Source organism: Pectobacterium hainanensis (assembly GCF_046237015.1).
Taxonomy (GTDB): domain Bacteria; phylum Pseudomonadota; class Gammaproteobacteria; order Enterobacterales; family Enterobacteriaceae; genus JBJYIN01.
In genome coordinates, this window is sequence record NZ_JBJYIN010000001.1 from 64,331 (window position 1) to 90,116 (window position 25,786).

The window sequence follows — 25,786 nt, forward strand, 5'->3', positions numbered from 1 at the left end:
TACGATTGAAATAAGGCTATCGTGTTATACTTCCGATCTCAGTTTCTTACCAAAATGAATTGACAGGTAAAATTGTCCTTTTGCCATTTGCTCAACAGTAGTAATTTTAATTTGGAAAAACATCAGAATAGTTAAAAAACATTTTATGTCAGAATGTTTTTTAATACCGCGATGAGAATAGAATAAAGAATTTATGCAAAAATAATGTGAATAAAAAACGACAACGAATAACAGAGAGGAAATAATTCATTAAAATAAAAAAACACTAGAATTGTTGGTGGGTCGTCGGGGGTTCGAACCCCGGACCAATTGATTAAGAGTCAACTGCTCTACCGACTGAGCTAACGACCCAACGGGGACGGATTATTCTCTTCTTAGAGGCAACTGTCAAATAGTTCATTCTAATTTTTTTCTTAGCTTATTATTGCTACAAATTACATTGTGAGCCATGCCTGACTTTGATAGTCTACGCGCCGAATACCCCTAACTCTCCCTCATATTCAATATTCCGTTTATTCAGGGCAAAAAACAGACAGAATTATGTCGTGCAATTCAATTGTTCACACTATCAATGTAAAGCATTCTCTATAATGAATGCTGCGATTACGTTATCTTACCTATGACGATACTAACGAGAGCCACTCAAGAGCTCGCGACAACATCACAAATAAAAACAGGAAATGGTAATAAATGACAGACCAACCAAAAGAGGCATCAAGCCTTGCCGACACAAGCAAAGATGAAGGGTTGAGGCGCAACTTAACCAACCGACATATTCAATTGATTGCCATCGGCGGTGCTATCGGCACTGGGCTATTTATGGGGTCGGGAAAAACTATCAGTCTTGCGGGTCCTTCAATCATTTTCGTTTATATGATTATTGGCTTCGTGTTGTTTTTTGTCATGAGAGCAATGGGCGAACTGTTGCTATCAGACTTAAATTACAAATCATTTAGTGATTTCGCAGCCGACCTGCTTGGTCCCTGGGCTGGTTTTTTCACTGGCTGGACCTATTGGTTTTGCTGGGTTGTCACTGGCATTGCAGATGTCGTCGCTATTAGTGCTTATGCCCAGTTCTGGTTCCCTGATCTTTCCCAGTGGATATCCTCACTACTGTGCGTTCTCTTGTTACTCACACTGAATCTCGCCACCGTGAAGTTGTTTGGCGAGATGGAGTTCTGGTTTGCTATGATAAAAATCGTGGCGATCGTGGCACTCATTATTGTTGGCGCAGTGTTAGTGATGATGCATTTTCCTTCCCCCTCGGGCTCAACCGCATCATTTAGTCATTTATGGAATGACGGGGGAATGTTTCCCAAGGGGCTCAGTGGCTTTTTTGCCGGTTTTCAGATAGCCGTATTTGCTTTTGTCGGTATTGAACTTGTCGGCACTACTGCGGCAGAGACAAAGAACCCGCGCGTCGTACTCCCAAGAGCTATCAACGCCATTCCTATTCGAATCATTATGTTTTACGTATTTTCACTCGTGATGATTATGTCGGTCACGCCTTGGAGATCCATCGCCCCCGATCGTAGTCCATTTGTTGAAATGTTTGTCTTAGTGGGTTTACCAGCAGCGGCCAGCGTCATTAACTTTGTCGTGCTCACTTCAGCAGCATCGTCAGCCAACAGTGGGGTTTTCTCTACCAGCCGAATGCTTTTTGGCTTGGCAAAACAAGGGGATGCACCAAAACGCTTTGGTATGTTATCCAAACGAGCAGTCCCTTCCGCTGGCCTGCTATTCTCATGCATCTGTTTATTGTCTGGGGTTGTATTAATTTATCTGATCCCAAATGTAATGACGGTCTTTACTTTGGTCACTACGGTCTCGGCCATTTTATTCATGTTTATCTGGAGCATTATCCTCAGTGCTTATCTGGCGTATCGCAAGAAACGACCTCATTTACATGCCAGCTCACAATATAAGATGCCATGGGGTATTTTCATGTGTTGGATTTGCCTGGCATTTTTTGCCTTTGTTATTGTCTTACTTACACTACAGCCAGATACGCTACAAGCGCTACTCGTCACACCGATCTGGTTTGTTATTTTAGCAATAACATATCAGTTTATTCGCAGAAAGAAGCACATCTTATAAGAACACAAGAATAAACATCACTCAACAAAGACGCTGGTTAATAATCGGCGTCTTTTATTTAAAAGTCATATTAATCAAAAAAGTATCCGATTATTTTATAAAAGATGGTTATCATCAATAAATGATAAAGAGAAAATATTGCTATGCTGCAACTCTCCATACCAACGATATAATTAAATTAATCTCTTAATGAAAGTGTTGTGCTCAGGTTTATGTTGCGACTTAATAATTCGTCGGCTAAGTAGCCATGATCCATTGCACACTGAGTATCTTTCCCTAACTCACTTTTCATCCTCTTTGCCAGCGCACTCAGTTTATCATCGTCCAATGTCGAAACAATCGTAAAAACTAATGTTTCCAATGACTTAATTTTAGCATCAAGCTCTTTTTCTTTAATTTCCTTTTCTGCCAACTTTATTAGAAGGTGAGACAGAATATTATTCATTTTAACTCCTTGGTTAAAAAACCATCGTCATACACACCACAAATCGCCAACATTGAGTTGACACAAAGAGGTAGAGAAAACATAACGAGGATTAATGTAACACTGGAACCTCTTGTACTGCTAGCACATATCACAATTTTAAGAGTATCTATTCAAGCTACAGTAATTAAAATGAAATAAATAAAAAAAAGCCCTCATTGATTATAATTATTAAAACACCATTTCACATAGCCAGTCATTGACATCATGACTGGCTATTAGATCTATATGTTTACAGATTATCGTACCCCATTGACCGCACTTTTCGCTTGCTCACACTGAGACAAAATAGTCTGTGCATGCGAATAAAGAATCCGCCCCGCTTCTGTTGGGGTAACTCCACGTCTGCTGCGTACCAGTAACTGCTTTTCAAGTTCACTCTCCAGCGTAGCAACCTGTTGGCTCAGCGCGGGTTGTGCAATATGCAACAACTCAGCAGCCTGCGTCAGGCTACCGATATCAACGATTTTCACAAAATACTTGAGCCGTCTAAGATTCATGTCTGCCTCCTGAGTAGTTACTCTAAAGAGGTAGCAAAAAGCGCGCCATATTATGTTTTCATGCCTAAGAAAAAGTGATACCTCATTGATAAGCCACAGGTAAAATAAGGAAAAGCAATGATTCTGCTAACCAAAACACCTGATTTAGCATGAGAAATCAGTGACCAGGCCAAGGCTCATCTGCACCATCCTAAAGCAAAGCCTGCTATTTTAAGGTGCGGCCCTGCCCGATAATCCGTGCCCTTCATGACTTTTTTGTGTTCAACTTGAGCAATAATTTCAATACGTTGGTTATTAGTTCGGCAATCAAGCGCGCCAAGCGATAACAGCCTTTGACAACCTGAAACGCTCCCGCTATCATCCATCGCACTTAACCGATTCCTCTGTAGTTCAGTCGGTAGAACGGCGGACTGTTAATCCGTATGTCACTGGTTCGAGTCCAGTCAGAGGAGCCAAATTTAGAAAATCCCGCTTAAGGCAACTTAAGCGGGATTTTTGTTTTTATCATTTTATTCAATGCGTTCACGTGAAAAAATATCTCCGATGCATTTTCAGTTTACCCTCCGCATCAAGAGAATTTGGTGGTCAGATTTGGGGTCACGTTGGTTCGATAACGGGGTGACCCTCATCTAAAACGGGGCGAGCACACATCTCCACAATACAAACCATTCTGAACGATTTCCTAACTCAGCAAAAAAGAGCATAACCGAGCATGAAAGTATTAACCGGTAAAAACGTGGGTAAAGAAAAGTGTCAGAACGCATCAGGTTCCGGGTGAGAATGAAGTCTACATCATCACGCCCGAATCTACCTGGATAGATATAGTCGATAACGGCATACGCAAGAAATCACATTAAAAAAACAATAAAACTCAATACATTAAAGCACACCCACTATTCAACCACCTCAATTCGCATGCTTACATGGCGAAAATCTGAAATATTCGTGTTCCTACTCACTACTGCAACATCAATATCTTCACAAGAAGCGACTTTGTATCTGGCAATCTGGGGCATTTTATCCGCCGTGACAGCTGCAATAACTTCATTGCTTTGACTAAGCACCTCCTTTTTAAAGCAAGCATCTTCATAATAAACAGCGCTAAGGCCAGCCTGAGGATCCAGTCCACAAACGCCAATAAATGTCTGATCGAAAACCATGTCTCTAATTTGATTAACCGTATCTGAGCCCAATGTGCTCCCCGTTAGTGGGTTTACTTTCCCCCCAAGCATAATCAGTTCACCTTTATGACGGCTACTCATCGCCGCGGCTATCTGAGGTGAATTCGTGACGACAGTCAGTTCCATTTCTTCTGGAATAAATTCCACCATCGCTAGATAGGTTGAGCCCGCATCAATAAAAATGCAGGTGCCAGCCTTAATCATTTGTGCGCATCTTCTCGCAACATGAGATTTCTCCGTAGGGTTCTGAGACATCCTGACCTCAAAACTGGCCGATTGTTTAATCTGACTTACGGCTCCACCATACACTTTTTTACACACTCCCCGCCTTGCTAACTCTTGTAAATCCCTGCGAATAGTGTGTTCTGAGACACCTAACTTACTTGCCAGGTCAGTACCAATAACTCGTCCTGTCTCAATGAGAATCTGCTGAATCAGAGACTGCCGCTGATCCGGCAATGCATCATAATCTGTCACATTACGCCCTCAAATAAACACAATATTGCACAATCAATCACAATATATCATAGTGTACTCATATCTATAATACACACTCAGGCTCACAGTGTGTGTACCTAAAGAGTACAGCAACACACCTTAGACAAGACTAACTGCTCGACGATGTCTGAGCCAGAGTAAGAATCATAGAGAATGAACCTAACATGAAGATGCAATGTTGGGCGGTGTAGTAGAAGGAAAATGGACAGGAGAAAATGATGACCCAAGCAATGATTACCGAGGAGCCCGATAAGTCCGTCGATATGCTTAAAAAACACACTATATCTTGGTTTATCCATCATAAAAAGAAAGATCCGGCCCAACTGTTTTACCTTTATCTCGTGGAATCAACATCAGGTCATTTTCAGCATGAATATGCACACATACTTAGCAATGCAATGCCATGTTATACCGAGATTTTTTGGCAACTTACCAACCAATTGTCAGATGGAGTTTCACAAGCCATTCCGTTACCTGTGCTGAAAACACGTCGTATATTCGGTATGATTATCTACTGGTTATTCCACCACTATAATGGGCAAGAAAGCGGTATACCGGAAAAAGAGGACGCACTGGATATTTTTACTGGCATTTTGAAAAATCATGTATTGAAGCTGTGGTAATCATGAGAAATAACTTCAGTATTGATGTGCTGACATGCGCGATACGAATAGCCAATCGCAGCCTTAGTTAAAACAGTCTCATCAAATAAAATGCACAAATCATTTCTCTGGTTATAGACCACCACTGAGTGAGTTCACATATTGTCATTACGTTGGGAAAAACGAAAAATTACTAGCGCTAAACAGATAGTTAGCTAACAGGCTCGGTGCTCTCCGAACCTGTTAACATCAAGTTCACTGCGTTATACCAAATGAAAATACCTAATCATCTGGAATCGATGTAGGATACATTCCATCATGTCCCCATACCTATACCGAAAAATAGGCAATATTCTCATCAGGCATTACGCCAGTACCGCCAGATCCGCAGCGTTAAAACCTCTTAGCGCCTGTGTCTGTCCCATTCTAACGTTTTTCACCCATTGTGGATCAGAGATCAGCGCTCGCCCCACGGCAATCAAATCAAACTCTTCTCGTTCCATCCGAGCATAGAGATTGTCTAACGCTGCTGTACCAGCACCTTCCCCGCCAAATGCGGTGAAGAAGTCCGAGTTCAGCCCCACAGAACCAACACTGATCGTCGCTGCCCCTGTCAATTTTTTTGCCCAACCAGCAAAATTCAGTCCTCCAGTTCCATCAATTTCAGGGAACTCCGGCTCCCAGAAACGACGCTGGGAACAATGGAGGATATCGACACCCGCCTCAACCAACGGTGCTAACCATTCTGTCATCTCCCGTGGAGAGGTGGCGAGACGAGCCTGGTAATCCTGCTGCTTCCACTGGCTGACGCGCAGAATAAGTGGCAAATCTGGACCAATAGCCTGACGAACGGCGCGGATAATCTCAGCAGCAAAGCGCGAACGTTCACGAATCGTTGCACCACCGAAAGCATCCGTACGCTTGTTGGTGCCCGACCAAAAGAATTGGTCGATCAAATAGCCATGCGCACCATGTAATTCTACCGTATCAAATCCCAACCGCTGGGCCTCAGATGCCGCGCGGGCGAAAGCAACCACAGTATCAGCGATATCTTCCTCCGTCATCGTCACACCACGAGGTTCATCAGGCCCAACCAAACCTGAAGGGCTTTCTACTGGTGCGTCCGGTTCCCAACCTTGCCCATACGTTGAACCCGTGTGCCAGATTTGCGGACCAATACGCCCACCGGCATCGTGAACCGCTTGGCTCACCGTCTCCCACCCCGCTAAAGCCGCCTCACCGTGAAAAAAAGGAATCCCCGCCATATTGCGCGAAGCAGGACGATCGATCACCGTGCCTTCCGTCAGAATTAATCCCACACCACCCTCAGCACGGCGTCGATAATATTCAGCATTCGCAGGCCCTGGGATCCCATTTTCAGCCATGCCCCTTGTCATCGGCGCCATGACGATGCGATTAGCTAGTGTCAAACCTTTCAACGTGAAGGGGCTAAACAGGATATTGTCAGACATAGATTTTTCCTTTTTTGATATTTTTTGATATTGATGTCATCACAGCGTCAGCGATCACACCTTATGATAACGCTCTGCGGCATGCATCTGCGAGAAACCAGGCAACATAGCCTGACGCGCCATCTGATAAGTATTCCATTGCTCAACATCATGGAGTGGTGGAATGGTAACGGGCTCACGGCGATCAAATCCCACTAACGCAGCATCGACTAATTCGTCTACCTCCATCATCGCAGGAAGCGTATTGATATCCATACCTGAACGCGCCCAAATTTCCGTCCGCGTCGCGGCGGGTAGCACCGCCTGGACGTAAACTCCCTTAGGGGCAAGTTCGAGGCTGAGCCCCTGAGAAAGAAACAGTACGAATGCCTTTGTCGCGCCATAAACGGTCAGACCCAATTCTGGAGCCAGGCCGACGACTGAACTGATATTAACGATCGCTCCATGACCAGCCGCCGCTAAACGTGGAGCGATAGCGCTGGCAAGCCGGACCAGTGAGGTCGTGTTGAGAGCAATAAGCTGACCAATATCATCCGTTGATTGTTCAATAAAATGCCCACCGATATTCATACCCGCATTATTTACGAGGATAGAGATTCGAGGATCGTCACGTAACCGAGCCTCAATGACAGCAAGTTCATCGGGTCTGGTGAGGTCGGCCTGCTGAATATCAACAGCGACACCATAGTCCTGTCGCAAACGCGCTGCCAACGCAGTCATTCGTGTAACGTCACGAGCAACCAGTACCAGATCGTGACCACGCTGGGCGAATCTTTCAGCATAAGTCGCACCAATGCCAGATGAAGCGCCAGTAATAAGCACGGAAGTGTGTGAATTCATAGCTTAGCTCTCTTATGGTTAATTTATAAATGACAACCATCATTTATTATGAAATATTATGACCATCATCATCTAAGTGTCAACACGCGGAATGAGATGATGGAGAGCAGTTGTAAGATCATAAATTATTATCATCATTTATCATGCGTTTTACCGATCATCCATAATCACAGGCAGGAGATTTTCTATGAAATACACCCTATTTGGCCGAAACAGCGGCCTACGCATCTCCGAGCTGGCACTTGGTACTGGCAACTTCGGTACTGGTTGGGGATATGGTTCGGAAAAAGAAGAAGCGAGGCAGGTATTTGATCGCTATGCCGAGGCTGGTGGCAACTTCATCGATACCGCCGATGCTTACCAGTTTGGTCAATCAGAGCAGATCGTTGGAGAATGCATTGCGGCGGAACGCGATCGTTTTGTGGTTGCCACCAAATATACGCTTGGTGCCTTTCCGACTCCCGACATTGCCCGAACAGGAAACAGCCGCCGGAATATGATCGCCTCGGTAGAAAGTAGTCTTAAGCGGTTAAATACCGACCGTATCGATTTACTGTGGGCACATGTTGACGACCAACTCACTCCGCTCGAAGAGGTTGTTCGCGCTTTTGACGATCTGATCCGTGCTGGCAAGATCCAGTATGCCGGGCTTTCCAATTTCCCAGCCTGGCGCATCGCTCGGGCTGACATACTGGCAGAGTTGCGTGGCTGGTCTCGAATTGTCGGAATCCAGGTCGAATATAGTTTGGTGCAACGTACCGCCGAACGAGAATTACTGCCAATGGCTGAAGCGCTGGGCCTAGCGGCTACATTGTGGTCTCCACTAGGGGGGGGCCTGTTGACAGGTAAGTATCGACAAAGCAACGAAGGCCGTCTACTTGGGTTTGCAGGTAGATTGGTGCATACCGAACAGGACACCTCGTTGTTGGATGAGGTCATTAGCGTGTCACAAGAACATCAGGTGAAACCATTACACATTGCCATTGCCTGGTTACGCCACAAGGCGGCGCGTTCGAGTACCAGTCTGATCCCTATTCTGGGCCCACGCACGCTGGCTCAATTGAATGACACGCTGACGGCACTAGATGTGGTATTAAGCGATGAGCAAATGGCTCGCCTTGATAAAGTCAGCGCAATCTCTCTGGGAACACCGCACAACCAGATTGCAAGCAGTCTGGCTCGTGCTCAAGGAGGGAATAGCGCTAACATTTTTGCTCCGTGGTTACCACGTGCGTAACGCAATGTATTGATGAAAGGTAACATCTATTGAAGTGCCCGCGTTCTATACTTTATGATGCCGCCAGTTCAATTAAGGAAAAACGCATGGCTCGTGTATCAAAGCAACAGATGGCGCTCAATCGCGAAGCGATAGTGCAGACTTCTTCACAACTCTTTCGTGCTCGAGGTTTAAACGGTGTCAGCGTCAACGATTTAATGGCGGCTGTTGGCCTGACCCACGGCGGGTTTTATGGACATTTTGCGTCCAAAGATGAATTAGCTGCGATTGCTAGCGACAAAGCACTGGAAGATTCTTGCGCCCTCTGGCAAGAGATCAGCAACCAGCCCGATAAGCATGGCTTACGGGCGCTGGTTGAGCGCTATCTATCCCCCGCACATCGAGACAATATGAAAGACGGATGTGCAATTACTGCATTAGCCAGCGATGTTGCTCGCGAAGCTGAGGATAAACCCGTGCACGACGTATATCTTAATGGTGTCAGCACGATGCTGGACAAATTAGCATCCCTATCCGATATAGAAGATGCCGAGCAACGCAGGCAACACGTTCTGGCACAATTCGCTCTTTTGTCCGGCGCGTTAACATTAGCCCGCGCTACCGCTGGCGATACGTTGTCCGATGAATTTCTTGATGCCGCGAAAAAAGCGCTGCTCGGTGGAGAATCGCAAGGCTAAAAAATCTTATATTACAGTGCAATACTGACATTCACCCGTTTCGTGAGCTCACTCACGCCATAGCAATAGTTGACTCTATGACGATTTTACTCAACAGTAAAAAGTTCGAGTCGACTTATTACTATCCTACGTGGAGATGTTGAATGGCCAATTCCCCAACCTACGTACCACCTAAAGTATGGCAACCTGCCTCTTCAGGTGGCGCCTTCGCGAATATTAACCGGCCGATTGCTGGCCCAACGCACGATAAAACACTCCCTATTGGTAAACACCCGCTCCAGCTTTATTCGCTGGCAACACCTAACGGTGTGAAAGTCACGATTATGCTTGAGGAATTATTAGCGCTCGGGCATACGGGAGCAGAGTATGACGCCTGGCTGATACGGATAAGCGAGGGAGATCAATTCTCCAGCGGATTTGTTGACGTTAACCCAAATTCCAAAATCCCGGCGTTGCTCGATCAGAGCACGGAGAAACCGATCCGCGTCTTTGAATCCGGTTCAATTCTTTTATACCTGGCTGAAAAGTTCGGTGCTTTGCTGTCAGATGATATCGCTAAACGCACAGAAACCCTGAACTGGCTTTTCTGGCAGATGGGTTCAGCCCCTTATGTCGGCGGTGGATTTGGTCATTTCTATGCCTATGCACCTGAGAAATACGAATACCCTATCAACCGTTTTACAATGGAAACAAAACGTCAATTAGATGTTTTGAATCGCCGACTGGCCGAACATCGCTATCTGGCGGGTGACACCTATACCATTGCGGATATTGCCGTCTGGCCCTGGTACGGCGCACTGGTACAGAACAACGTGTACTCGGCGGCAGAATTTCTTTCAGCGCATGAATATACACATGTATTACGCTGGGCAGATGAAATTGCGGTTCGCCCAGCCGTCATAAGAGGCCGTAAAGTCAATCGAACCTGGGGTGAGGAATCAGAACAAGCCGCAGAGCGCCATCAGGCATCCGATCTGGATTAACCCTCCTAGACCACCCGACTATCGGGAAGTCGGGTGGTCTTTCTTCTTTTTTATTCTCAAATTGATGTCAGCGCTCGCACTCTGTCTGAGCGCAATTACTATCAAAATTAACCGATCCACGATCGTTCATCTGCCGGGCCGCATACCACCAGCACAACAACGCGCCCAAGGCACAACATACCAGTAAGAGTGCTGGCGGGAACAAAGTTCCATTATGGATTACCCCCATAATCACACCCGCAACACCACCAAAAACGTATTGCAGTACGCCAAACAGTGATGATGCCACGCCAGTCTGACTTTTTGAGACCGAGGCCATGGCTACCGCCACCACATTGCCAAACACCAGACTCAGACAACTCATCATTAAAAAAATCAACGTTGCAATTGTCCACAGTGAGGTGATGCCAGCCATTAGTATGCCCAGCAAGATCAGCGTTCCCACAACATGCATAGCAATGCCAACCGGTAAGATTCGATACTCACGCCAGCGGTTAAGTAAGAAGATATTAATCTGCCCGAGAACAACCATACCAAACGCATTCGTGGCAAAAATATAACTATAGGCTGTCGGGGATAGTTGGAAATATTCTATAAAAATAAAGGCGGAAGATCCGATATAGGTAAATAGCCCTCCCATAATAAACGAGCCAGAGAAGGTATACCCCATAAATTCCCGCTGCCGTAACAACGACATATAATCCGTTAGTGCCGACAATATACCGCCATGTGTTCGTTGACGACGAGAAAGGCTTTCCGGTACCCACTTCCATGTCGCCAACAACATCAGTACTGCTACTATCGTGAGTACCCAAAAAATTGATGGCCAACCGAAAGCCACCAACAAAATGCTCCCGAATGGGGGGGCCACGATCGGCGCGATAGCCATCACCTGCATCAACAATGAGAATACTTTAGCAGCATCGCGTTCTGCGTATAAATCTGCCACGATCGCGCGTGGAATAACCAATCCTGCTGCTCCTCCGATTCCCTGTAGCAAGCGAAAAGAAACAAACCCGAAAAATGTGGAAGTATGAGCGAGCAGCATTGAAGACAAAGCAAATAATATTATTCCTACCAGCAACGGCCCCTTCCTACCATAGCGATCCGTCAGCGGACCGTAAATCAATTGCCCGAGCGCCAGACCGATTAGGAAGACAGATAACGATGTCTGCATCCCAGCCGCATCCGTGCCAATATACTGCTGGATTGACGGAAACGCGGGAAGGTACATATCGATAGACATTGCATCAAAGGCACACAAAATCCCTAAAATGCCGATCAGAAGAAAGCTGCGTGAAGCCAGCAGCGGTGAATCAGACATCTGTAAAACCTCGACCAAACATTGGGTGATGAATAACCGACGGCAAAAAAATGGCTAATCGGCTAAGATGCATATTGCTAGGCGCAATATAAGACTGCTCAGTCGGAAATACAAGGCGATGTGATGGCACGTAAGAAAACAATTGATAATGGCCTGATTCTGGATGCTGCTGAAAAGGTGTTACTGCAAGATGGGGTACATCATTTCACACTGGATGCCGTCGCAGCTCAAGCGGGTATCAGCAAAGGCGGGCTCGTATACCGTTTCCCCAGTAAAGACCAACTGATTCAGGCCATTTTATGCCGTGAACTCACTCGTTTCGAACAGGAAGTTCAGTATCGTTCAACCCAATACACCGATCGAGAATATGCCGATGTATTGGGCCATATCGCGGCTATTCGTCAGGAGGATGAAGAAACGACGTCTCACGCGATAGGTCTGCTAACCGCGCTGATCCATTCACCCGAGATGCTAGCACCCATACGCAAATTTTACCGCGATAAATTAGATCGACTCAGTGATAATACCTTGATAACACGACGTATTCGGTTAGCCTTCCTCGCCACTGAGGGGGTTTTCCTGTTACACGGGATGGGGTTCTCAGTAATGAGCCGAGAAGAACAACACACCATATTGGCTGACGCCCATGCATTGTGTCAGTCTAATCAGGATGATGGCGCACCTCTCCTCCCCTCACCAGATAATGTCTCATTTCAATCGTTAGCAACGTCTCGTCAGAACATGACGCCATTAGCTGATAACCCAATTGGCTCTAAAAGTGTGATTTCATGGCTAGTCGAGAAAGGTGTAATTTCGGATGAAACAGGACAAGAAAAAATTCATGCACGTGCTGCTCACATTGTCGATACGGCGACAACTATCATCAAACGTGAAGGGATTGAGGCGCTAACACACCGAGCCGTCGCGATGGAGGCCAACGTACCGCTAGGGTCGACGACTTATCATTTCAATAGTATGGACGATATGCTAAATGCCGTCATGCGCCATGCTATTGCACTTTTTCGAGATGATATGTTCTGCTGGTTCTACCAGCGTCGTCACACCGATCCGCGTGATGTTTTAACCGATTTCGTCATGCGCGGTGCAGAAGATATTGATGACTTGGCACGCGAATACACTCTATTTACGGCAGCTATTTCACGCCCCTCATTACGACCGATTGCATTAGAATGGTCAAATACCGTGGTGGCTATACTCAAGATGGTGGTTCCTGACGCCGCCGCCTTGCCACTGGGCACATTGATGAATGGTTTTTTTATCCGGGCTATGCTGGAAAAACATGAGCGAACACTCCCCCGTGAGCAAGTCTATCAGGCTATAGCCGCTTTGTACGACGCTTTCCAATAATCAAGATATGCTCTCCTGACAAAGACACCTCTCAACCTTTCGTATTATCTGATAACTATTATTTCATCCCACAACAAAAAACTGTACATATGTACTATTTTTTGCCAAATTACCAAACGCAAATAGATATCGTTTGCATTCACCTGAATATGTATTGCTATGGGATGAGAATGAAAAAATGTATAAGCCGCAAAAATTAACAATAAAACCGCTGGCGCTGATTATCGCGGGATTCATCAGTACTCAAGCATGTATCGCTTACGCAGCAGATGAAGACACCATCACGGTCCGCACTACGGCTGAGCAAGAATTAAAACAGCAGCCTGGCGTGTCTATCATTACCGCGGAAGACATCAAAAAAACGCCACCGGTCAATGATTTGTCAGAGATCATTCGTAAAATGCCAGGAGTCAATCTCACCGGAAACAGTGCAACGGGAGCGAGAGGAAACAATCGTCAGATCGACCTGCGCGGTATGGGACCGGAAAATACACTGATCCTCATTGATGGTCGCCCGGTTACCTCACGAAACGCAATTCGTTATGCATGGGACGGTGAGCGCGATACTCGAGGCGATACCAACTGGGTACCAGTAGAAGAAGTAGAACGCATTGAAGTGTTACGCGGCCCAGCAGCGGCCCGCTATGGTTCTGGCGCGGCAGGTGGCGTGGTGAATATCATCACTAAACGTCCGTCCAACACCTGGACGGGTTCATTCTCACTCTATGGCAACCAGCCGGAAAATAGTAAAGAAGGTGCTACGCGTCGGGCCAATTTTAATCTAAGTGGCCCATTAGCGGGTGATGCACTTACGATGCGCCTGTATGGCAATATGAATAAAACCGATGCCGACAGTTGGGATATCAACCGTAACCAGAACGGTTCTTCCGCTGCCGGGCGCGAAGGCGTGCGCAATAAAGACCTCAATACATTATTATCCTGGAAACTCTCACCACAGCAAATTATTGATATCGAAGCAGGCTATAGCCGTCAGGGAAATATCTACACCGGTGATACACAGTTTAGCGGCGGTGGTGCTATCCCTGAAAATCTGGCAAAGAGCGGTGCGGAAACCAATAGACTATATCGACAGAATTATGCCATCACACATAATGGTATCTGGGATTGGGGACAATCACGTTTTAATTTTGCTTACGATCAGACTAACAATACCCGTTTAGAAGAAGGACTATATGGTCGTAATGAAGGAAGTATTACTTCGGCAGGAAAATATAATACCAGTCGACTGAAAAACTATCGTCTCAGTGGCGAATTAAACATTCCATTTGAACTCTGGGTAGAACAAACCGTCACGCTGGGCGCAGAATGGAGTCGTGAACAGCTAAACGACCCGGCATCTAGCAGTTACGCGGGAACTCCCGGTGATATCATCCCCGGCACCTCCCCCGATCCTTCCCAGCGCAGCAGTAAAAACAGCGCCGAACTCAGCGCACTCTATTTTGAAAATAATATCGAAGTTACCCCTGGCACCAAAGTCATTCCCGGTCTGCGCTTCGATTACCATGACAAATTTGGCGGTAATTACAGCCCCAGCCTGAACATCCAACAGGAATTGAGTGAAATGTTCAGCGTGAAAGCCGGTATCGCACGCGCCTTTAAAGCACCAAACCTGTATCAATCCTCTGCGGGCTATTTGCTCTATTCACGTGGTAACGGCTGCCCGTTTGGCGTGGATTATAATAACGGTGGTGGCTGCTATCTGGCTGGCAATGACAATTTGGATCCCGAAATCAGTGTTAATAAAGAGATCGGTCTGGAATTCAAACACTCAGGCTGGCGAGCCGGGGTAACCTATTTTCGTAATGACTATAAAAACAAGATCGTTTCCGGAACGGAGGTGCTAAATCCAGGACAAAGGCCTGCCGTATTACGTTGGGAAAATGGTGGTAAAGCGCTAGTGGAAGGGCTGGAAGCCAACCTACTCGTACCCGTGATTGAAGACTCGCTGGACTGGAGCACCAATGCTACCTATATGATTGAGTCGAAAAATAAGGATACCGGTAATCCGTTATCTATTATCCCGAAATACACGATTAACACCATGCTGGACTGGCAGGCCACAGATCGCTTTTCCGCCAATATAAATTGGACGATGTACGGTAAGCAAAAGCCACGTCAATACGCGACAAACTGGTCGGAGACACCGGTTTCGAACGGCGGTGGGCTTTCTTCTCGTGAAGTAGGCAGCTACTCGGTATTCGGTGCTGGTGTAAACTATCAGCTTAATAAAAATCTGCGCGTTAACGCTGGCATCAGCAATCTGCTGAACAAAACGCTTTATCGTGCAGCAGAAGGCGCATCAACTTATAACGAACCCGGTCGTGCCTATTACGCTGGAGTGACGACTTCATTTTAATATCAGGGAAATTATTCCCTGCTGTATTTCCCCGCATTGACTTAATCCCCCAATTATCTGGGGGATTAAGAATACAAAAGCGCTTCACATCTTGAATGGACAGATCGCTGCTTCACCATTACAGTCAACGCCGTGTCGATTTAAAACATAAGGCGAAAAATGTAGAAAACATTCAGGTAGCTATCGTTAACGGGATACTTTATCTAATACACCCTGAATAGCCGCAGCCAACTCATTAATTTCAAACTTCGCCACATAAGCATCCGCCCCGACATTACGAACATGATCCTCGTTCGCACTGCCTGACAGCGAAGAATGGATAATAACCGGGATATTTTTCAGAAACTCATCGCGTTTGATATTACGTGTCAGCGTAAAACCATCCATTTCCGGCATTTCTAAATCGGTTAACACAAATCCGATCTTATCCGAAATAGGCACACCTTCCGTTTGCGCAGCTTGAGCCATCGCCTTGATTTTATTCCAGGCCTCTAACCCAGTAATGTGCATACTGTAAGGGATAGACATCATGTTCAACCCCTGCTCAAGCAGCGAACGGGCAACTTTTGAATCTTCCGCAACAATCGCAACGGCACCTGGCTTCATAGGAAATTTTTTCGTTTCCACGTTATCGATCCGAATATCGCGATCGACCGGAATGATGTCATGCAGAATCTGTTCAACATCCAATACCAGGGCCAAACGGTTACTTGCGCTATCACTATCAAGGCGAGCAATACTCGTGATATAGCTGCTGCTCACACTAGCTTCTGCCGTGAGAACCTGACTCCACTCAAGACGTACAATGTCGTCGACCGACTCCACAGCAAAAGCCTGTGTGCTGCGCGCATATTCTGTCACAAGAAGGATATTCAGGCCGGTTTCTGGTACACAGCCAGCCACAGCGGGAAGATCAATGACGGGAATGACCTGACCACGAATATTGACCATACCAAGCATGGGCGGTTTCATACCCGCAGCCTTGGTCAACGAGGGCATAGGAACAATTTCGCGAAGCTTGAACACATTGATACCGAACAATTCAGATTGTTCGTCATTTGACGCAGAGGGGGCAGAACCTAACCGGAACAACAAAAGTTCAAACTTGTTAGCTGAGGTGAGGTTAGTTCTCTCCTCAATCTCTTTTTGAAAATTATCCATGCTTTCCTCAATACGAATAATTATAGATATACGGTAACAAGGCGACATTCGCGATGCGATCAAATAAGGATGGTCATCGACTCCCCCACTGTACGCGATCAATAGCTCCCTTCAAATCTTATCCACCGCCACAAAACAAAGTAGATGTGAGGCACATGACCCACAGCCAGATGTTCAATCACTTTACAAATCAGTTAGATAATTGCGATACCGTTTTACATGGATAATCGCGTAAATTGATCACCGCGTATTTCAACGTTGATCACTTTCTGTTATCGGCAGCGAACGACCATTTCATGACCCCGGACACATTAATAAATTTGCATTATCGGGGAATCAACGACGAATTAGCGGCAAACAAGAATACCCGAGGTGGCAACATAACGTTCAGACCCGTCCTCTACAGCAAGCGGTTCCATAACGAAGGGATAACTGATTAATAATAGAACAATCGTCTGAGAACACCTCAATGCATACCGCTCGAAAACGCGAAAGAAAATAGCATTGAGTCTAAACAAGGTTATTATGCTACTCGTTATCCCCACCACCTCCACCATTCAGGGAGCTCCATTCATGCTAAAAGTCATCGCTCAGGATTTTATCAAACCCGAAAGCATCGATATCGTTATGCCGCTTTATCGCGAATTGGTTGAAAAAACCAAACAGGAACCCTTATGCATTTCATACGAGCTTTTTATCGATCAAAAAGATCCCGGGCATTTTATTTTTGTTGAGAGCTGGCCAAATCAGGCGGCATTGGATAAGCACTGTCAGACCGAGCATTTTCGACGTCTGGTTCCTATGATCAATCACCATCAACGACAGGCGTGCGATGTGCTATTGATGGATCCTGTTGCTGGTACAGAGCAGCACTAATCCAGACGGGACAAATCAAGCAACCCGTCTCTCGACGGGTTCTTACGCAGAAACGGAAGCTATAAACATCAGCCAGCAATAAACAACTGACGCGGTGCCTGAGTCAGACGTTCATGACCCTGTTCAGTCACAACGATAGTTTCACTAAACGCCAATCCTTCCGCATAAATATACATATGGAACACCATTCCCGCTTTCAAACGCCACTCAGCATTAGGAAGAAAGACACGGCTGAAATCACTGGTCTTTGGTGAAAAACGCGGATAATAGCCTAATGCATAACCGGTAATACCGGCATAATCTTTTCGCAAACCAGCGGCAATGACGGCATCGCGAGCCAACGCATCAATCTCTTTCGCAACCATACCGGGCTTCATTGCTGCAAATTGTTTATCCTGAATAGCAATAAGCTGCTCAGCCAAACGCTTTTGTTCTGGTGTGGCATGTCCAATCACGACAGGGCGCATAAGTCGGGAGCTATAACCATGTTTGAAGGCTACAAGCTCCATATGCAAAATATCACCGGTCACTAATGGATGATCATATAAGCTTCCATGCAGAAAGCTGTTTCCCACCCCTTGGGTAAGGATGCCGCAGCGATTGGAGTCTACACCATTGCGCATAAAGACTTGATGAACAATATTAGCGACATCACGCCCTGTTTTCCCCTCACCCGCTTCAATCACAGCAGCAGATAATGCCAAATCGCACGCCTTTGCCGCAGTAGCAAGATGAGCAATTTCCTGAGATGTTTTACATTCCCTCAAGCATTCCAATACGCCAGAAAAATCCCGAAAAACATGTTCAGGAAAACGGTGCTGTAAGCGATGAAAACGTTTTACTGACATATTATATGAATCAAAATCCATCCCGATGTTTAGTCGATCCCACCCACGCGCGACGATAGTGTCGACAAGAACATCAACCGGATCCTGCCAGTCCGCGAAAGTCACCGTATCCGTTACCCAGCTATTTTCATGAAAAGTATGGGCATCCATAGCACGGAAGACCATGACGGGATCGTCTTGTAATGTCAGCAAACACGCACGATACAAATTCTCAGAAATACCGAACCCAGTCAGATAATATAAGAACTCTGCCTGATCAATGATTAATAATTCAATCCCCTTTTCTTTCATATAAGAACGGGTGATTTCAACACGCTGACGATATTCCCCTGGTGCAAAAACTATTTCATTATGATTTATCATTTTATCCCCATTAATTCTTTGTTAATAATTATCGTTTTGTTATTAGATTTGCGAGCAACAGCATACTAACTGTCACCAAAATTAATAATACGCTTACCGCAGCAATAGAAGGTTCCAACTCAAATTGAATATTATTCCATATCCGAACAGAGAGTGTCTGAACATCATGTCCAGCCATAAACATGGAAATCAGTAATTCATCAAATGAGCTAAGAAAAGAAAATATCGCAGCGGATATCATGCCTGGTGCTGCAAGTGGAAATGTAATACGCGTCAATACGGTAAAATCATTCGCACCTAAGCTCATCGCTGCATATTCAAGCTGGCTATCAATACCCTGTAATGTTGAAGAAATGATAATAGTGGCGATCGGGAATGAGATGATGGCATGTCCAATGATGATCGCACTGACGCTATCAATAATATCTACAGAGGAAAAAAAGAAAAACAATGAAAGTGCCGAAATAACATTCGGAACAATCATGGGAAGTAATATTAACGCATAGATAACCGCCTTTCCCCTAAAGCGGAATCTTACTAATGCCATTGCCATCAAAATACTTAAAACCATTGCCACAAGGGTTGAAACAACTGCGATACGAAAGCTTAACCACAGAGAACTCAGCCAATCTGTGCTGCCTAATACCTTCTCCATCCAACGAAAGGAAAAACTTTGAGGGGGAAAAGCCAGATAGTTCGCATCATTAAACGCCAACGGGAAAACGATAATGATGGGTAAAGCCAAAAATAAAAGCACCAATATTGATAATGTGACCGAAAAAAAACCGAGTTTGTTCTGATTCATCGTTTTGCCTCAAACAACTGTTCTAATCCAACCAGTCGTTGATATAACCAGAACAAGAGTAAAGTACAGGCTAATAATAACGATGACAGCGCAGAACCAAACCCCCAGTCAAAATACGTTTCGATCTGGCTTTCAATAACCATGGAAATCATGGTCTGCTGTGGCCCCCCCATCAACGCCGGGGTGATAAAAAAACCAAGTGCCATAATAAATACCAGTAACCCACCAGCCGCGGCGCCAGGTAGTGAGAGCGGCACAATCACCCGCCAAAAAGCACGAATACGTGAAGCGCCCAAACTCTCAGCCACACAAAGTAAAGTCAGATCGATACCGCGCATCACGCTATAGAGCGCTAGCACCATATAAGGCAACAAAATATACGTCATGCCAATCAGCACACCCGTTGAGGTATACATTAATTTGAGCGGTTCATCCACTAACCCCATCGCAATCAAACTGCGGTTGACAAGACCTTGCGCCCCCAGCAGAACCATCCAGGCATAGGTTCGAACCAGCACACTAGTAAAATAAGGAATGATGACAATAATCAGAAAGATATTCGCGATCCGGGGTTTTAATCTCGCTAAAAACCAGGCAAGCGGATACCCCAATAACAACGTGATAAACGTCACCCATACCGAAATACGCAGGGTAATCCACAAGACGTTGAGCCAGACAGGTTCATGCACAATACGCAGGTAGTGTTTCCAGGTAAAAGTCGGACTATAGAGGCTAAAGCTCAGCATATTTATCAATGGGTAAAGAAAAAATGCTAACAGAGCCAGAAGTGACGGCGCCAATAACAGCCAAAGCTTCCAATTTCTATGCACCAGTGAGATCTTCACTACGCCTGTTCTCCAGAAACAAACCATAAATCTTCCGGCTGCCAGCCAAGAGAAAGATCCATTCCTGGTACTAACGTTTTTTCCAAATGGTTATTCTGAGTCTGAACCAATAGTACCGAGCCATCGTTGAGCCGTAACGTCGCTTTTACCGTATGCCCCAAATAGAGTACGTCTGTAACGACGGCCTTCACAGGCAATATCTCTGGCGCAGCCAAACGGATTTTCTCTGGCCGTAATACTGCCAGAACTCGTTGACCACAAATAAGATGTTTTACCCCACGACCCGTTATTGATTCGCCACTATCTAATATGACATCGTAGCCATCAGCCTTAATCGCATGCACTCGGCCACTGATAAAATTAGATTGCCCAATAAATTCGGCAACCCAGCGATTAGCCGGCTGCTCATATAAAAATTGGGGAGAAGCTATCTGTGCAATTCTGCCATCCTGCATGACCGCAACGCGATCGGAAAGCGTGAGTGCTTCTTCCTGATCGTGGGTAACAAACAAAACAGTAGAGCCAGAAGAGGTATGCAATCGTTTAATTTCCAACTGCATATGTTCGCGCAGCTTTTTATCCAGAGCCCCCAACGGCTCATCCATTAATAACGCCTGCGGTTCAAAAATCAGCGCACGTGCCAGCGCAATTCGTTGCTGTTGACCACCGGAAAGCTCACGTGGAAATTGATGTTTTTTATCAGCGAGTTGTACCATGTCTAACGCATCGGCGACTTTCTTCCCGATCGCTGCTCGCGATACTCCCCGCATCTCTAGCGGAAAGGCGAGATTACGGGCGACAGTGAGGTGGGGAAATAGCGAATAGTTCTGAAAAACCACGCCTAAATTCCGCTTCGCAGGCGGCATATTGGTGACATTTTTTCCACCTAACAGAATTTGCCCCGAAGAAGGCGCGGTAAATCCGCCTACCATCATGAGCGTCGTGGTTTTACCCGATCCACTCGCCCCCAGCAAGGTAACAAATTCACCCGGTTCGATGGTCAAATCAATATTGTCGACAGCCACAGACTGACCAAAATGCCGGGTAATACCTTGTAAACGAATTTCCGTTCCCACAGACGGGGAACGGAATGACAGATTGGCAATACTCATTAAGCCGTGCCCAAAAACCATTGCTGCCAAGTTTTACCTACTTGTTCTATATTATCAGCCCACCACTGTGCGTTTCGCACAAACGTCTTCGAATAATATTCCGGATTTGACGGTAATTTAACCAAATCTTCGGGGCGAACAAATTCAAAAGCTTTTCTATTTGTCGGGCCATAAGCAATATGCTGGGTAATCTTGGCTTGTACTTCTGGCTGTAAGGCAAAATCAATAAACAGCTGGGCGTTTTCCGGGTTTGGCGCACCTTTAACCACACTCCAGTACTGCACCTGCTGTTTTGCCTGGTTCCATTCAATCGCCAATGGTGCACCCTGATCAATCAACGTCTGAACGCGTCCATTCCACACCCCGCCAAGTACCGCATCTTTGCGCTCCAGTAACTCAGCAGACAGTGCGCCAGTATCCCACCATTTTGAAACATGTGGTTTGATCCTACTCAGAGAAGCAAATGCACGTTCAAGATTAATCGGATACAGTTGGTCTTTATCCACCCCATCGGCTAATAATGCAAACTCTAACTCAGTCGAGCTGGTTCGCATATCCGCTAAGGTTCGCGCCCCCGGAAATTGTTTGGCATCCCAGAATTCTACCCAGTTTTTAGGATGAGATTCTTTACTGAATACATCTGTATTATAAACCATCACTGATGCATAAAGCAGATTACCGACTAAATTGGGATGACGTAGTTCCGGCATAATGTCATCAGGATTGCTAAACTTCATCGCGGAATAATTAATTGGCGCGAGTATTCCCGCATTATTAAAATTAAACTGCGTAATATCGCTTAGATCCAGAACATCAATACCCATTTTACCGGTTTTTGACATCGCCAGTATTTGTGATCCCGTTGCAGGTACCACTCTGACATTAATACCGGTGGCTGCGGTAAAAGGCTTATGAACCGCAATATCCATTGCGTCCTGATAAGCCCCCCCTAGCCCTCTTACGATCACTTCCTTATCACCCTTCGCAAAAGCGGAAGGTATAGAGAAAGCACCTAGCGCCATACCTGCGCCGAGGATCGAACCTTTCTTGATTAAATTACGTCTGGAGGTATTAACATCATCCCCCATTAAAACTGGTGTAGCGGAAAGCAGGCTTTCTTTTTTACTACTCATACTCACCATCCTCTGATGTATATATGACGAAGAGCGCTCCTTTCTGGTGTTGTTAATATACTCCGCCATACTTCAAGCCGCATATATCAATTTATCTGCAACTCAAAGTACGGCGGGTACAAGTTTTATCAAAAAATTACTACTATTTTTTAATACTTTTTATTAAGTATTATATTTTTTTATTGGTGTTTCCCTGGTGTTGTCATTTTCCAATGACCGAGCAATTCCCATATCTTGTCTGATTCTTGTGTTCTTTTCTTTATATTTTCCCTATCCATTACAACCATTTGCGAAATCAACCAGTCGATAGCAATCATGGTGCCAATCTGGGACCAGCGCCCGACCTGTGACACAGTGCGAGCAATATACAGAACGTCCGACGCCTCAGCCGCCAACGGGGAAGAAGGACGATCGGTCAGAGCAACAATATACGCGCCTCGGTTGCGAGCAAGTTGCATCATCTCAATGGTATAAGGAATATAACGTTCATACCCAATACCAATGAACACGTCCTCTTCTTTGATATGCCGCATGCGATCGGCGATATCACCACGCCCTATATCAAAAACTTCGGCATCCTTTAACACATTGAGCTGCATTGCCATATAGGAAGCCAGTGCGTGCGTTGTACCGTGGCCGGTCACCCATATGCGTCTGGCAGCAACCATCCTCTCCGCAATACGAACCACCGTTTGAGGTTGGTTCAACGCCGATGTTTGGCTCATTAACAAACTGCCATTGGCAAAAACATGTTCTTTTAGTTCAACATCGCTTGATGACATCTGAATCTGTTGGTATACGCCGCTTAACCCAACATTTTCAATTAATGCCTCGCCCAAGTCTTCGCGTAAATGAGCATAACCGCGATAACCTAACGCACGAGAAAACCGCACAACCGCCGCATCACTGATGCTGATGGCATTCGCCAACTGCTTGGCCGACATAAACGCGACACGCTCTTTATTACGTTCAATGTAACGCGCAATAACTTTTTGTGACGGCGTCAGGCTCGAAAAATGTTGACCAACCAGCTTAGAGAAATCCATATAGACCTCATATGACTCAGCCACTACAGTAAATTACAAACATGTTGTGTTTGCAACAATAAATTTCCTGTTTTTCATGAAATAAATTCAAAATCACAAAAAAATCATCTCACCGAACAGATTGAAACATCCAATGCATTGAAATTTAACAAAATAATAAAGATAGCAAACTAAGCATAATTAATAAGCTAAATAACTTTCCATTACACCTATTTAAATAAAATAAATTAGTTTGCTACTTATTAAAAAGTAATTTATTTCAAATTAGTCAGGCAGAACGATATCATCGTCCACCAACGCGCCCATATTGTTATACATGGCACAAGCGGCATCGATTAAATGCATCGCGATAGCCGCGCCGCTGCCTTCCCCAAGCCTCATACCTAGTTGCAAATAGGGCTCAAGTTGCAAATGTTTCAAGGCGATAGTGGCTCCTTTTTCCGCTGAGATATGGGAAGGGATAAGGTAGTGGCGCACTGCTGGCGCGATCAAGCAAGCAGCCATCGCGGACGCATAGGACAAGAAACCATCCAGCACAATAGGTCTCCCCGATGCAGCCGCTCCGAGCATCACGCCCGACATGCCCACAAGATCAAATCCCCCCACTTTAGCCAAAACATCAACACCGTCCTCAGGATTGGGTTGATTAACCGAAATCGCCCGGCGCACAACCGCTACTTTATGATGCAGACAATCACTGGGAAAATTAGCACCAATCCCCACAACTTTATCTGGATCACTATCGGTGATAGTGCTGATGATTGCCGCAGCAGGCGTAGTGTTCGCCATGCCGAGTTCACCGACACCAAATACGCAAACGCCGCCAGCAGCCTGCTCTAACGCCAGTTGTGCACTGGCACAAAGTAAGTCTTCTGCCTGCTGACGTGTCATGGCAGCTTCGTGGGCAATATTGCCACTTCCCCGCTGAACACGCATATTCAACACGCCGGGTAAGGGTTCACTATCGATCCCCACATCCACAATCTTAACATCAGTATCCGCACAAGCGGCAAGAACACAAACCCCCGTGTTTCCCTTAACCATATTGGCGGCCTGAATAGCCGTCACCGCCCGCGGTGAGATCGTCACCTTCTCGTCATACACACCATGATCGGCAGCCATCACAATGATCTGCTTACGTCCCGCTGGGTTGGCAGTAAAACCGCGCATACCTGCCAATTGGATCGCCAGTGCTTCCAGACGACCAAGGCTCCCTAATGGTTTTAGTAATCCATCAATTTTAGCCGAAGCTTGTCTCATCGCATCATTATCCAGCGGAATAATGGCATCAACCAATCCTGAAAGTGTGAGGTCTGAATGTGTATACATGGGTTACTTTTGTGGCTCCTTTGGCCAATTCGTCTGATGATTAAAAGCCCGCAGCGTGGCAAAACCATCCTGAATATCCAGCACGCTGTAGGCATCCTGTTCAAAATGAAAATGCCACATTCCCACCGCTGGCATAGCGAATAACTGTGCCAACAACAAGCTCAGTACGCCCTGATGCGCGACCCACAGATGGTTACCCTGAGCATCCGATGCCAGCAATGTTTGGACAACACGCGCGATACGTCCTGAGAACTCAGGAAAGGATTCTCCCGCCGTTGGACGAGCCCTCTGCCAATCAGCCACCCATCGAGCCCAATTTTCTGAATCTTCCTGCTGTAAATCACGATGATGGCGCATTTCCCAATCGCCAAAATGCATTTCGTTCAAGTTCATATCGACAACGGCAGTCAGCGTATGAGGCTGAAGAATGATGTCAGCAGTCTGTCTGGCTCGCGCCAAACCGCTGTGAGTCGCTGATGAAAAATCGATATACTGCAACCATTGAGCAACCTGCTTGGCCTGCTCAATGCCAGTTTCCGTCAGGTGAACATCGGTCGTGCCACAAAAAACACCGCTAAGGTTTGCTTCTGTCTGGCCGTGCCTGACAAGAAACAGTCGCATGTTATTC

At 45.9% G+C, this 25,786-nt stretch carries 22 protein-coding genes, 2 tRNA genes and 1 pseudogene; 9 read left to right on the forward strand and 16 right to left on the reverse strand.

What is annotated here, in order from left to right; all coding sequences use genetic code 11:
- Positions 1 to 275: 275 nt before the first annotated feature.
- Positions 276 to 351 (reverse strand) — tRNA-Lys (locus ACKPVM_RS00425).
- A 339-nt stretch (positions 352 to 690) separates the two neighbouring features.
- Here ACKPVM_RS00425 and cycA point away from each other — a divergent pair.
- Positions 691 to 2,097: a D-serine/D-alanine/glycine transporter gene (cycA, locus tag ACKPVM_RS00430; protein ID WP_409306183.1), complete on the forward strand. Its 1,407-nt coding sequence runs from the start codon at positions 691 to 693 to the stop codon at positions 2,095 to 2,097.
- Positions 2,098 to 2,275: 178 nt separating this feature from the next.
- Here cycA and ACKPVM_RS00435 read toward each other — a convergent pair whose 3' ends face one another.
- Both ACKPVM_RS00435 and ACKPVM_RS00440 read right to left on the reverse strand, forming a co-directional pair.
- On the reverse strand, positions 2,276 to 2,542 hold the full coding sequence (locus tag ACKPVM_RS00435) for a sigma-S stabilization anti-adapter protein IraP (RefSeq protein ID WP_409306184.1): 267 nt from the start codon (positions 2,540 to 2,542) through the stop codon (positions 2,276 to 2,278).
- 284 nt (positions 2,543 to 2,826) lie between these two features.
- Positions 2,827 to 3,081 (reverse strand): annotated as a pseudogene (locus ACKPVM_RS00440) (LysR family transcriptional regulator); the annotation flags it as partial.
- A gap of 379 nt (positions 3,082 to 3,460) precedes the next feature.
- On the opposite strand from ACKPVM_RS00440, the gene ACKPVM_RS00445 reads away from it, so the two are divergent.
- Positions 3,461 to 3,536, forward strand: a tRNA-Asn gene (locus ACKPVM_RS00445).
- Between the two features lie 438 nt (positions 3,537 to 3,974).
- Here ACKPVM_RS00445 and ACKPVM_RS00450 read toward each other — a convergent pair.
- Entirely contained in the window at positions 3,975 to 4,739 is a 765-nt protein-coding gene (locus ACKPVM_RS00450; protein ID WP_409306185.1) for a DeoR/GlpR family DNA-binding transcription regulator, read from the reverse strand.
- Positions 4,740 to 4,975: 236 nt separating this feature from the next.
- Here ACKPVM_RS00450 and ACKPVM_RS00455 point away from each other — a divergent pair, with 236 nt between their 5' ends.
- Positions 4,976 to 5,383: a hypothetical protein gene (locus ACKPVM_RS00455; RefSeq protein ID WP_409306186.1), complete on the forward strand. Its 408-nt coding sequence runs from the start codon at positions 4,976 to 4,978 to the stop codon at positions 5,381 to 5,383.
- 344 nt (positions 5,384 to 5,727) lie between these two features.
- On the opposite strand, the gene ACKPVM_RS00460 is transcribed toward ACKPVM_RS00455, so the two are convergent.
- Both ACKPVM_RS00460 and ACKPVM_RS00465 read right to left on the reverse strand, forming a co-directional pair.
- Positions 5,728 to 6,834: an NADH:flavin oxidoreductase gene (locus ACKPVM_RS00460; protein WP_409306187.1), complete on the reverse strand. Its 1,107-nt coding sequence runs from the start codon at positions 6,832 to 6,834 to the stop codon at positions 5,728 to 5,730.
- A gap of 54 nt (positions 6,835 to 6,888) precedes the next feature.
- Complete coding sequence (locus ACKPVM_RS00465; RefSeq protein ID WP_409306188.1) at positions 6,889 to 7,674, reverse strand: SDR family NAD(P)-dependent oxidoreductase; 786 nt, start codon at positions 7,672 to 7,674, stop codon at positions 6,889 to 6,891.
- Between the two features lie 187 nt (positions 7,675 to 7,861).
- On the opposite strand from ACKPVM_RS00465, the gene ACKPVM_RS00470 reads away from it, so the two are divergent.
- The 3 genes from ACKPVM_RS00470 (at position 7,862) to yghU (ending at position 10,571) form a co-directional block, all read left to right on the forward strand.
- Positions 7,862 to 8,911, forward strand: coding sequence for an aldo/keto reductase (locus ACKPVM_RS00470; protein ID WP_409306189.1), 1,050 nt, complete (start codon positions 7,862 to 7,864; stop codon positions 8,909 to 8,911).
- Positions 8,912 to 8,997: 86 nt separating this feature from the next.
- Positions 8,998 to 9,588: a TetR/AcrR family transcriptional regulator gene (locus ACKPVM_RS00475; protein WP_409306190.1), complete on the forward strand. Its 591-nt coding sequence runs from the start codon at positions 8,998 to 9,000 to the stop codon at positions 9,586 to 9,588.
- A 143-nt stretch (positions 9,589 to 9,731) separates the two neighbouring features.
- Entirely contained in the window at positions 9,732 to 10,571 is an 840-nt protein-coding gene (gene yghU / locus ACKPVM_RS00480; protein ID WP_409306191.1) for a glutathione-dependent disulfide-bond oxidoreductase, read from the forward strand.
- Positions 10,572 to 10,638: 67 nt separating this feature from the next.
- On the opposite strand, the gene ACKPVM_RS00485 is transcribed toward yghU, so the two are convergent.
- On the reverse strand, positions 10,639 to 11,895 hold the full coding sequence (locus tag ACKPVM_RS00485) for a multidrug effflux MFS transporter (protein WP_409306192.1): 1,257 nt from the start codon (positions 11,893 to 11,895) through the stop codon (positions 10,639 to 10,641).
- A 123-nt stretch (positions 11,896 to 12,018) separates the two neighbouring features.
- On the opposite strand from ACKPVM_RS00485, the gene ACKPVM_RS00490 reads away from it, so the two are divergent.
- Both ACKPVM_RS00490 and ACKPVM_RS00495 read left to right on the forward strand, forming a co-directional pair.
- Positions 12,019 to 13,263, forward strand: a complete 1,245-nt coding sequence (locus ACKPVM_RS00490; protein ID WP_409306193.1) for a TetR/AcrR family transcriptional regulator — start codon at positions 12,019 to 12,021, stop codon at positions 13,261 to 13,263.
- 178 nt (positions 13,264 to 13,441) lie between these two features.
- On the forward strand, positions 13,442 to 15,640 hold the full coding sequence (locus tag ACKPVM_RS00495) for a TonB-dependent siderophore receptor (protein ID WP_409306194.1): 2,199 nt from the start codon (positions 13,442 to 13,444) through the stop codon (positions 15,638 to 15,640).
- A gap of 186 nt (positions 15,641 to 15,826) precedes the next feature.
- Here the strand turns inward: ACKPVM_RS00495 and ACKPVM_RS00500 are convergent, their stop codons facing one another.
- Entirely contained in the window at positions 15,827 to 16,801 is a 975-nt protein-coding gene (locus ACKPVM_RS00500) for a chemotaxis protein (RefSeq protein WP_409306195.1), read from the reverse strand.
- A 573-nt stretch (positions 16,802 to 17,374) separates the two neighbouring features.
- Here ACKPVM_RS00500 and ACKPVM_RS00505 point away from each other — a divergent pair.
- The gene (locus tag ACKPVM_RS00505) at positions 17,375 to 17,677 is read left to right on the forward strand and encodes a putative quinol monooxygenase (RefSeq protein ID WP_409306196.1); all 303 of its coding nucleotides are present in this window, start codon (positions 17,375 to 17,377) and stop codon (positions 17,675 to 17,677) included.
- A 68-nt stretch (positions 17,678 to 17,745) separates the two neighbouring features.
- Here the strand turns inward: ACKPVM_RS00505 and ACKPVM_RS00510 are convergent, their stop codons facing one another.
- The 8 genes from ACKPVM_RS00510 to ACKPVM_RS00545 all read right to left on the reverse strand — a co-directional run bounded on the left by ACKPVM_RS00510 (position 17,746) and on the right by ACKPVM_RS00545 (position 25,779).
- Entirely contained in the window at positions 17,746 to 18,888 is a 1,143-nt protein-coding gene (locus ACKPVM_RS00510) for a M24 family metallopeptidase (protein ID WP_409306197.1), read from the reverse strand.
- Positions 18,889 to 18,916: 28 nt separating this feature from the next.
- On the reverse strand, positions 18,917 to 19,693 hold the full coding sequence (locus tag ACKPVM_RS00515; RefSeq protein WP_409306198.1) for an ABC transporter permease: 777 nt from the start codon (positions 19,691 to 19,693) through the stop codon (positions 18,917 to 18,919).
- Positions 19,690 to 20,538: an ABC transporter permease gene (locus ACKPVM_RS00520; RefSeq protein ID WP_409306199.1), complete on the reverse strand. Its 849-nt coding sequence runs from the start codon at positions 20,536 to 20,538 to the stop codon at positions 19,690 to 19,692. The genes ACKPVM_RS00515 and ACKPVM_RS00520 overlap by 4 nt, the downstream gene beginning before the upstream one ends.
- Entirely contained in the window at positions 20,538 to 21,650 is a 1,113-nt protein-coding gene (locus ACKPVM_RS00525; protein ID WP_409306200.1) for an ABC transporter ATP-binding protein, read from the reverse strand. Before ACKPVM_RS00525 ends, ACKPVM_RS00520 begins: the two co-directional genes overlap by 1 nt.
- Entirely contained in the window at positions 21,650 to 22,783 is a 1,134-nt protein-coding gene (locus tag ACKPVM_RS00530; protein WP_409306201.1) for a polyamine ABC transporter substrate-binding protein, read from the reverse strand. Before ACKPVM_RS00530 ends, ACKPVM_RS00525 begins: the two co-directional genes overlap by 1 nt.
- 179 nt (positions 22,784 to 22,962) lie before the next feature.
- Positions 22,963 to 23,829 (reverse strand): MurR/RpiR family transcriptional regulator, encoded by an 867-nt coding sequence (locus ACKPVM_RS00535; RefSeq protein ID WP_409306202.1) that lies wholly within the window; start codon positions 23,827 to 23,829, stop codon positions 22,963 to 22,965.
- Positions 23,830 to 24,093: 264 nt separating this feature from the next.
- Positions 24,094 to 25,158 carry a nicotinate-nucleotide--dimethylbenzimidazole phosphoribosyltransferase gene (gene cobT / locus ACKPVM_RS00540; RefSeq protein ID WP_409306203.1) on the reverse strand — a complete coding sequence of 355 codons (1,065 nt, stop codon included), beginning with the start codon at positions 25,156 to 25,158 and terminating at the stop codon, positions 24,094 to 24,096.
- Between the two features lie 3 nt (positions 25,159 to 25,161).
- Positions 25,162 to 25,779 (reverse strand): adenosylcobalamin/alpha-ribazole phosphatase, encoded by a 618-nt coding sequence (locus ACKPVM_RS00545; protein ID WP_409306204.1) that lies wholly within the window; start codon positions 25,777 to 25,779, stop codon positions 25,162 to 25,164.
- Positions 25,780 to 25,786 lie beyond the last annotated feature (7 nt).

What these genes read in the sequence shown, in the direction of transcription:
- cycA (WP_409306183.1), top strand. Translation starts at nt 691, where the DNA reads ATGACAGACCAACCAAAAGAGGCATCAAGCCTTGCCGACACAAGCAAA.
- ACKPVM_RS00435 (WP_409306184.1), bottom strand. Translation starts at nt 2,542, where the DNA reads ATGAATAATATTCTGTCTCACCTTCTAATAAAGTTGGCAGAAAAGGAA.
- ACKPVM_RS00455 (WP_409306186.1), top strand. Translation starts at nt 4,976, where the DNA reads ATGATGACCCAAGCAATGATTACCGAGGAGCCCGATAAGTCCGTCGAT.
- ACKPVM_RS00460 (WP_409306187.1), bottom strand. Translation starts at nt 6,834, where the DNA reads ATGTCTGACAATATCCTGTTTAGCCCCTTCACGTTGAAAGGTTTGACA.
- ACKPVM_RS00465 (WP_409306188.1), bottom strand. Translation starts at nt 7,674, where the DNA reads ATGAATTCACACACTTCCGTGCTTATTACTGGCGCTTCATCTGGCATT.
- ACKPVM_RS00470 (WP_409306189.1), top strand. Translation starts at nt 7,862, where the DNA reads ATGAAATACACCCTATTTGGCCGAAACAGCGGCCTACGCATCTCCGAG.
- ACKPVM_RS00475 (WP_409306190.1), top strand. Translation starts at nt 8,998, where the DNA reads ATGGCTCGTGTATCAAAGCAACAGATGGCGCTCAATCGCGAAGCGATA.
- yghU (WP_409306191.1), top strand. Translation starts at nt 9,732, where the DNA reads ATGGCCAATTCCCCAACCTACGTACCACCTAAAGTATGGCAACCTGCC.
- ACKPVM_RS00485 (WP_409306192.1), bottom strand. Translation starts at nt 11,895, where the DNA reads ATGTCTGATTCACCGCTGCTGGCTTCACGCAGCTTTCTTCTGATCGGC.
- ACKPVM_RS00490 (WP_409306193.1), top strand. Translation starts at nt 12,019, where the DNA reads ATGGCACGTAAGAAAACAATTGATAATGGCCTGATTCTGGATGCTGCT.
- ACKPVM_RS00495 (WP_409306194.1), top strand. Translation starts at nt 13,442, where the DNA reads ATGTATAAGCCGCAAAAATTAACAATAAAACCGCTGGCGCTGATTATC.
- ACKPVM_RS00500 (WP_409306195.1), bottom strand. Translation starts at nt 16,801, where the DNA reads ATGGATAATTTTCAAAAAGAGATTGAGGAGAGAACTAACCTCACCTCA.
- ACKPVM_RS00505 (WP_409306196.1), top strand. Translation starts at nt 17,375, where the DNA reads ATGCTAAAAGTCATCGCTCAGGATTTTATCAAACCCGAAAGCATCGAT.
- ACKPVM_RS00510 (WP_409306197.1), bottom strand. Translation starts at nt 18,888, where the DNA reads ATGATAAATCATAATGAAATAGTTTTTGCACCAGGGGAATATCGTCAG.
- ACKPVM_RS00515 (WP_409306198.1), bottom strand. Translation starts at nt 19,693, where the DNA reads ATGAATCAGAACAAACTCGGTTTTTTTTCGGTCACATTATCAATATTG.
- ACKPVM_RS00525 (WP_409306200.1), bottom strand. Translation starts at nt 21,650, where the DNA reads ATGAGTATTGCCAATCTGTCATTCCGTTCCCCGTCTGTGGGAACGGAA.
- ACKPVM_RS00530 (WP_409306201.1), bottom strand. Translation starts at nt 22,783, where the DNA reads ATGAGTAGTAAAAAAGAAAGCCTGCTTTCCGCTACACCAGTTTTAATG.
- ACKPVM_RS00535 (WP_409306202.1), bottom strand. Translation starts at nt 23,829, where the DNA reads ATGGATTTCTCTAAGCTGGTTGGTCAACATTTTTCGAGCCTGACGCCG.
- cobT (WP_409306203.1), bottom strand. Translation starts at nt 25,158, where the DNA reads ATGTATACACATTCAGACCTCACACTTTCAGGATTGGTTGATGCCATT.
- ACKPVM_RS00545 (WP_409306204.1), bottom strand. Translation starts at nt 25,779, where the DNA reads ATGCGACTGTTTCTTGTCAGGCACGGCCAGACAGAAGCAAACCTTAGC.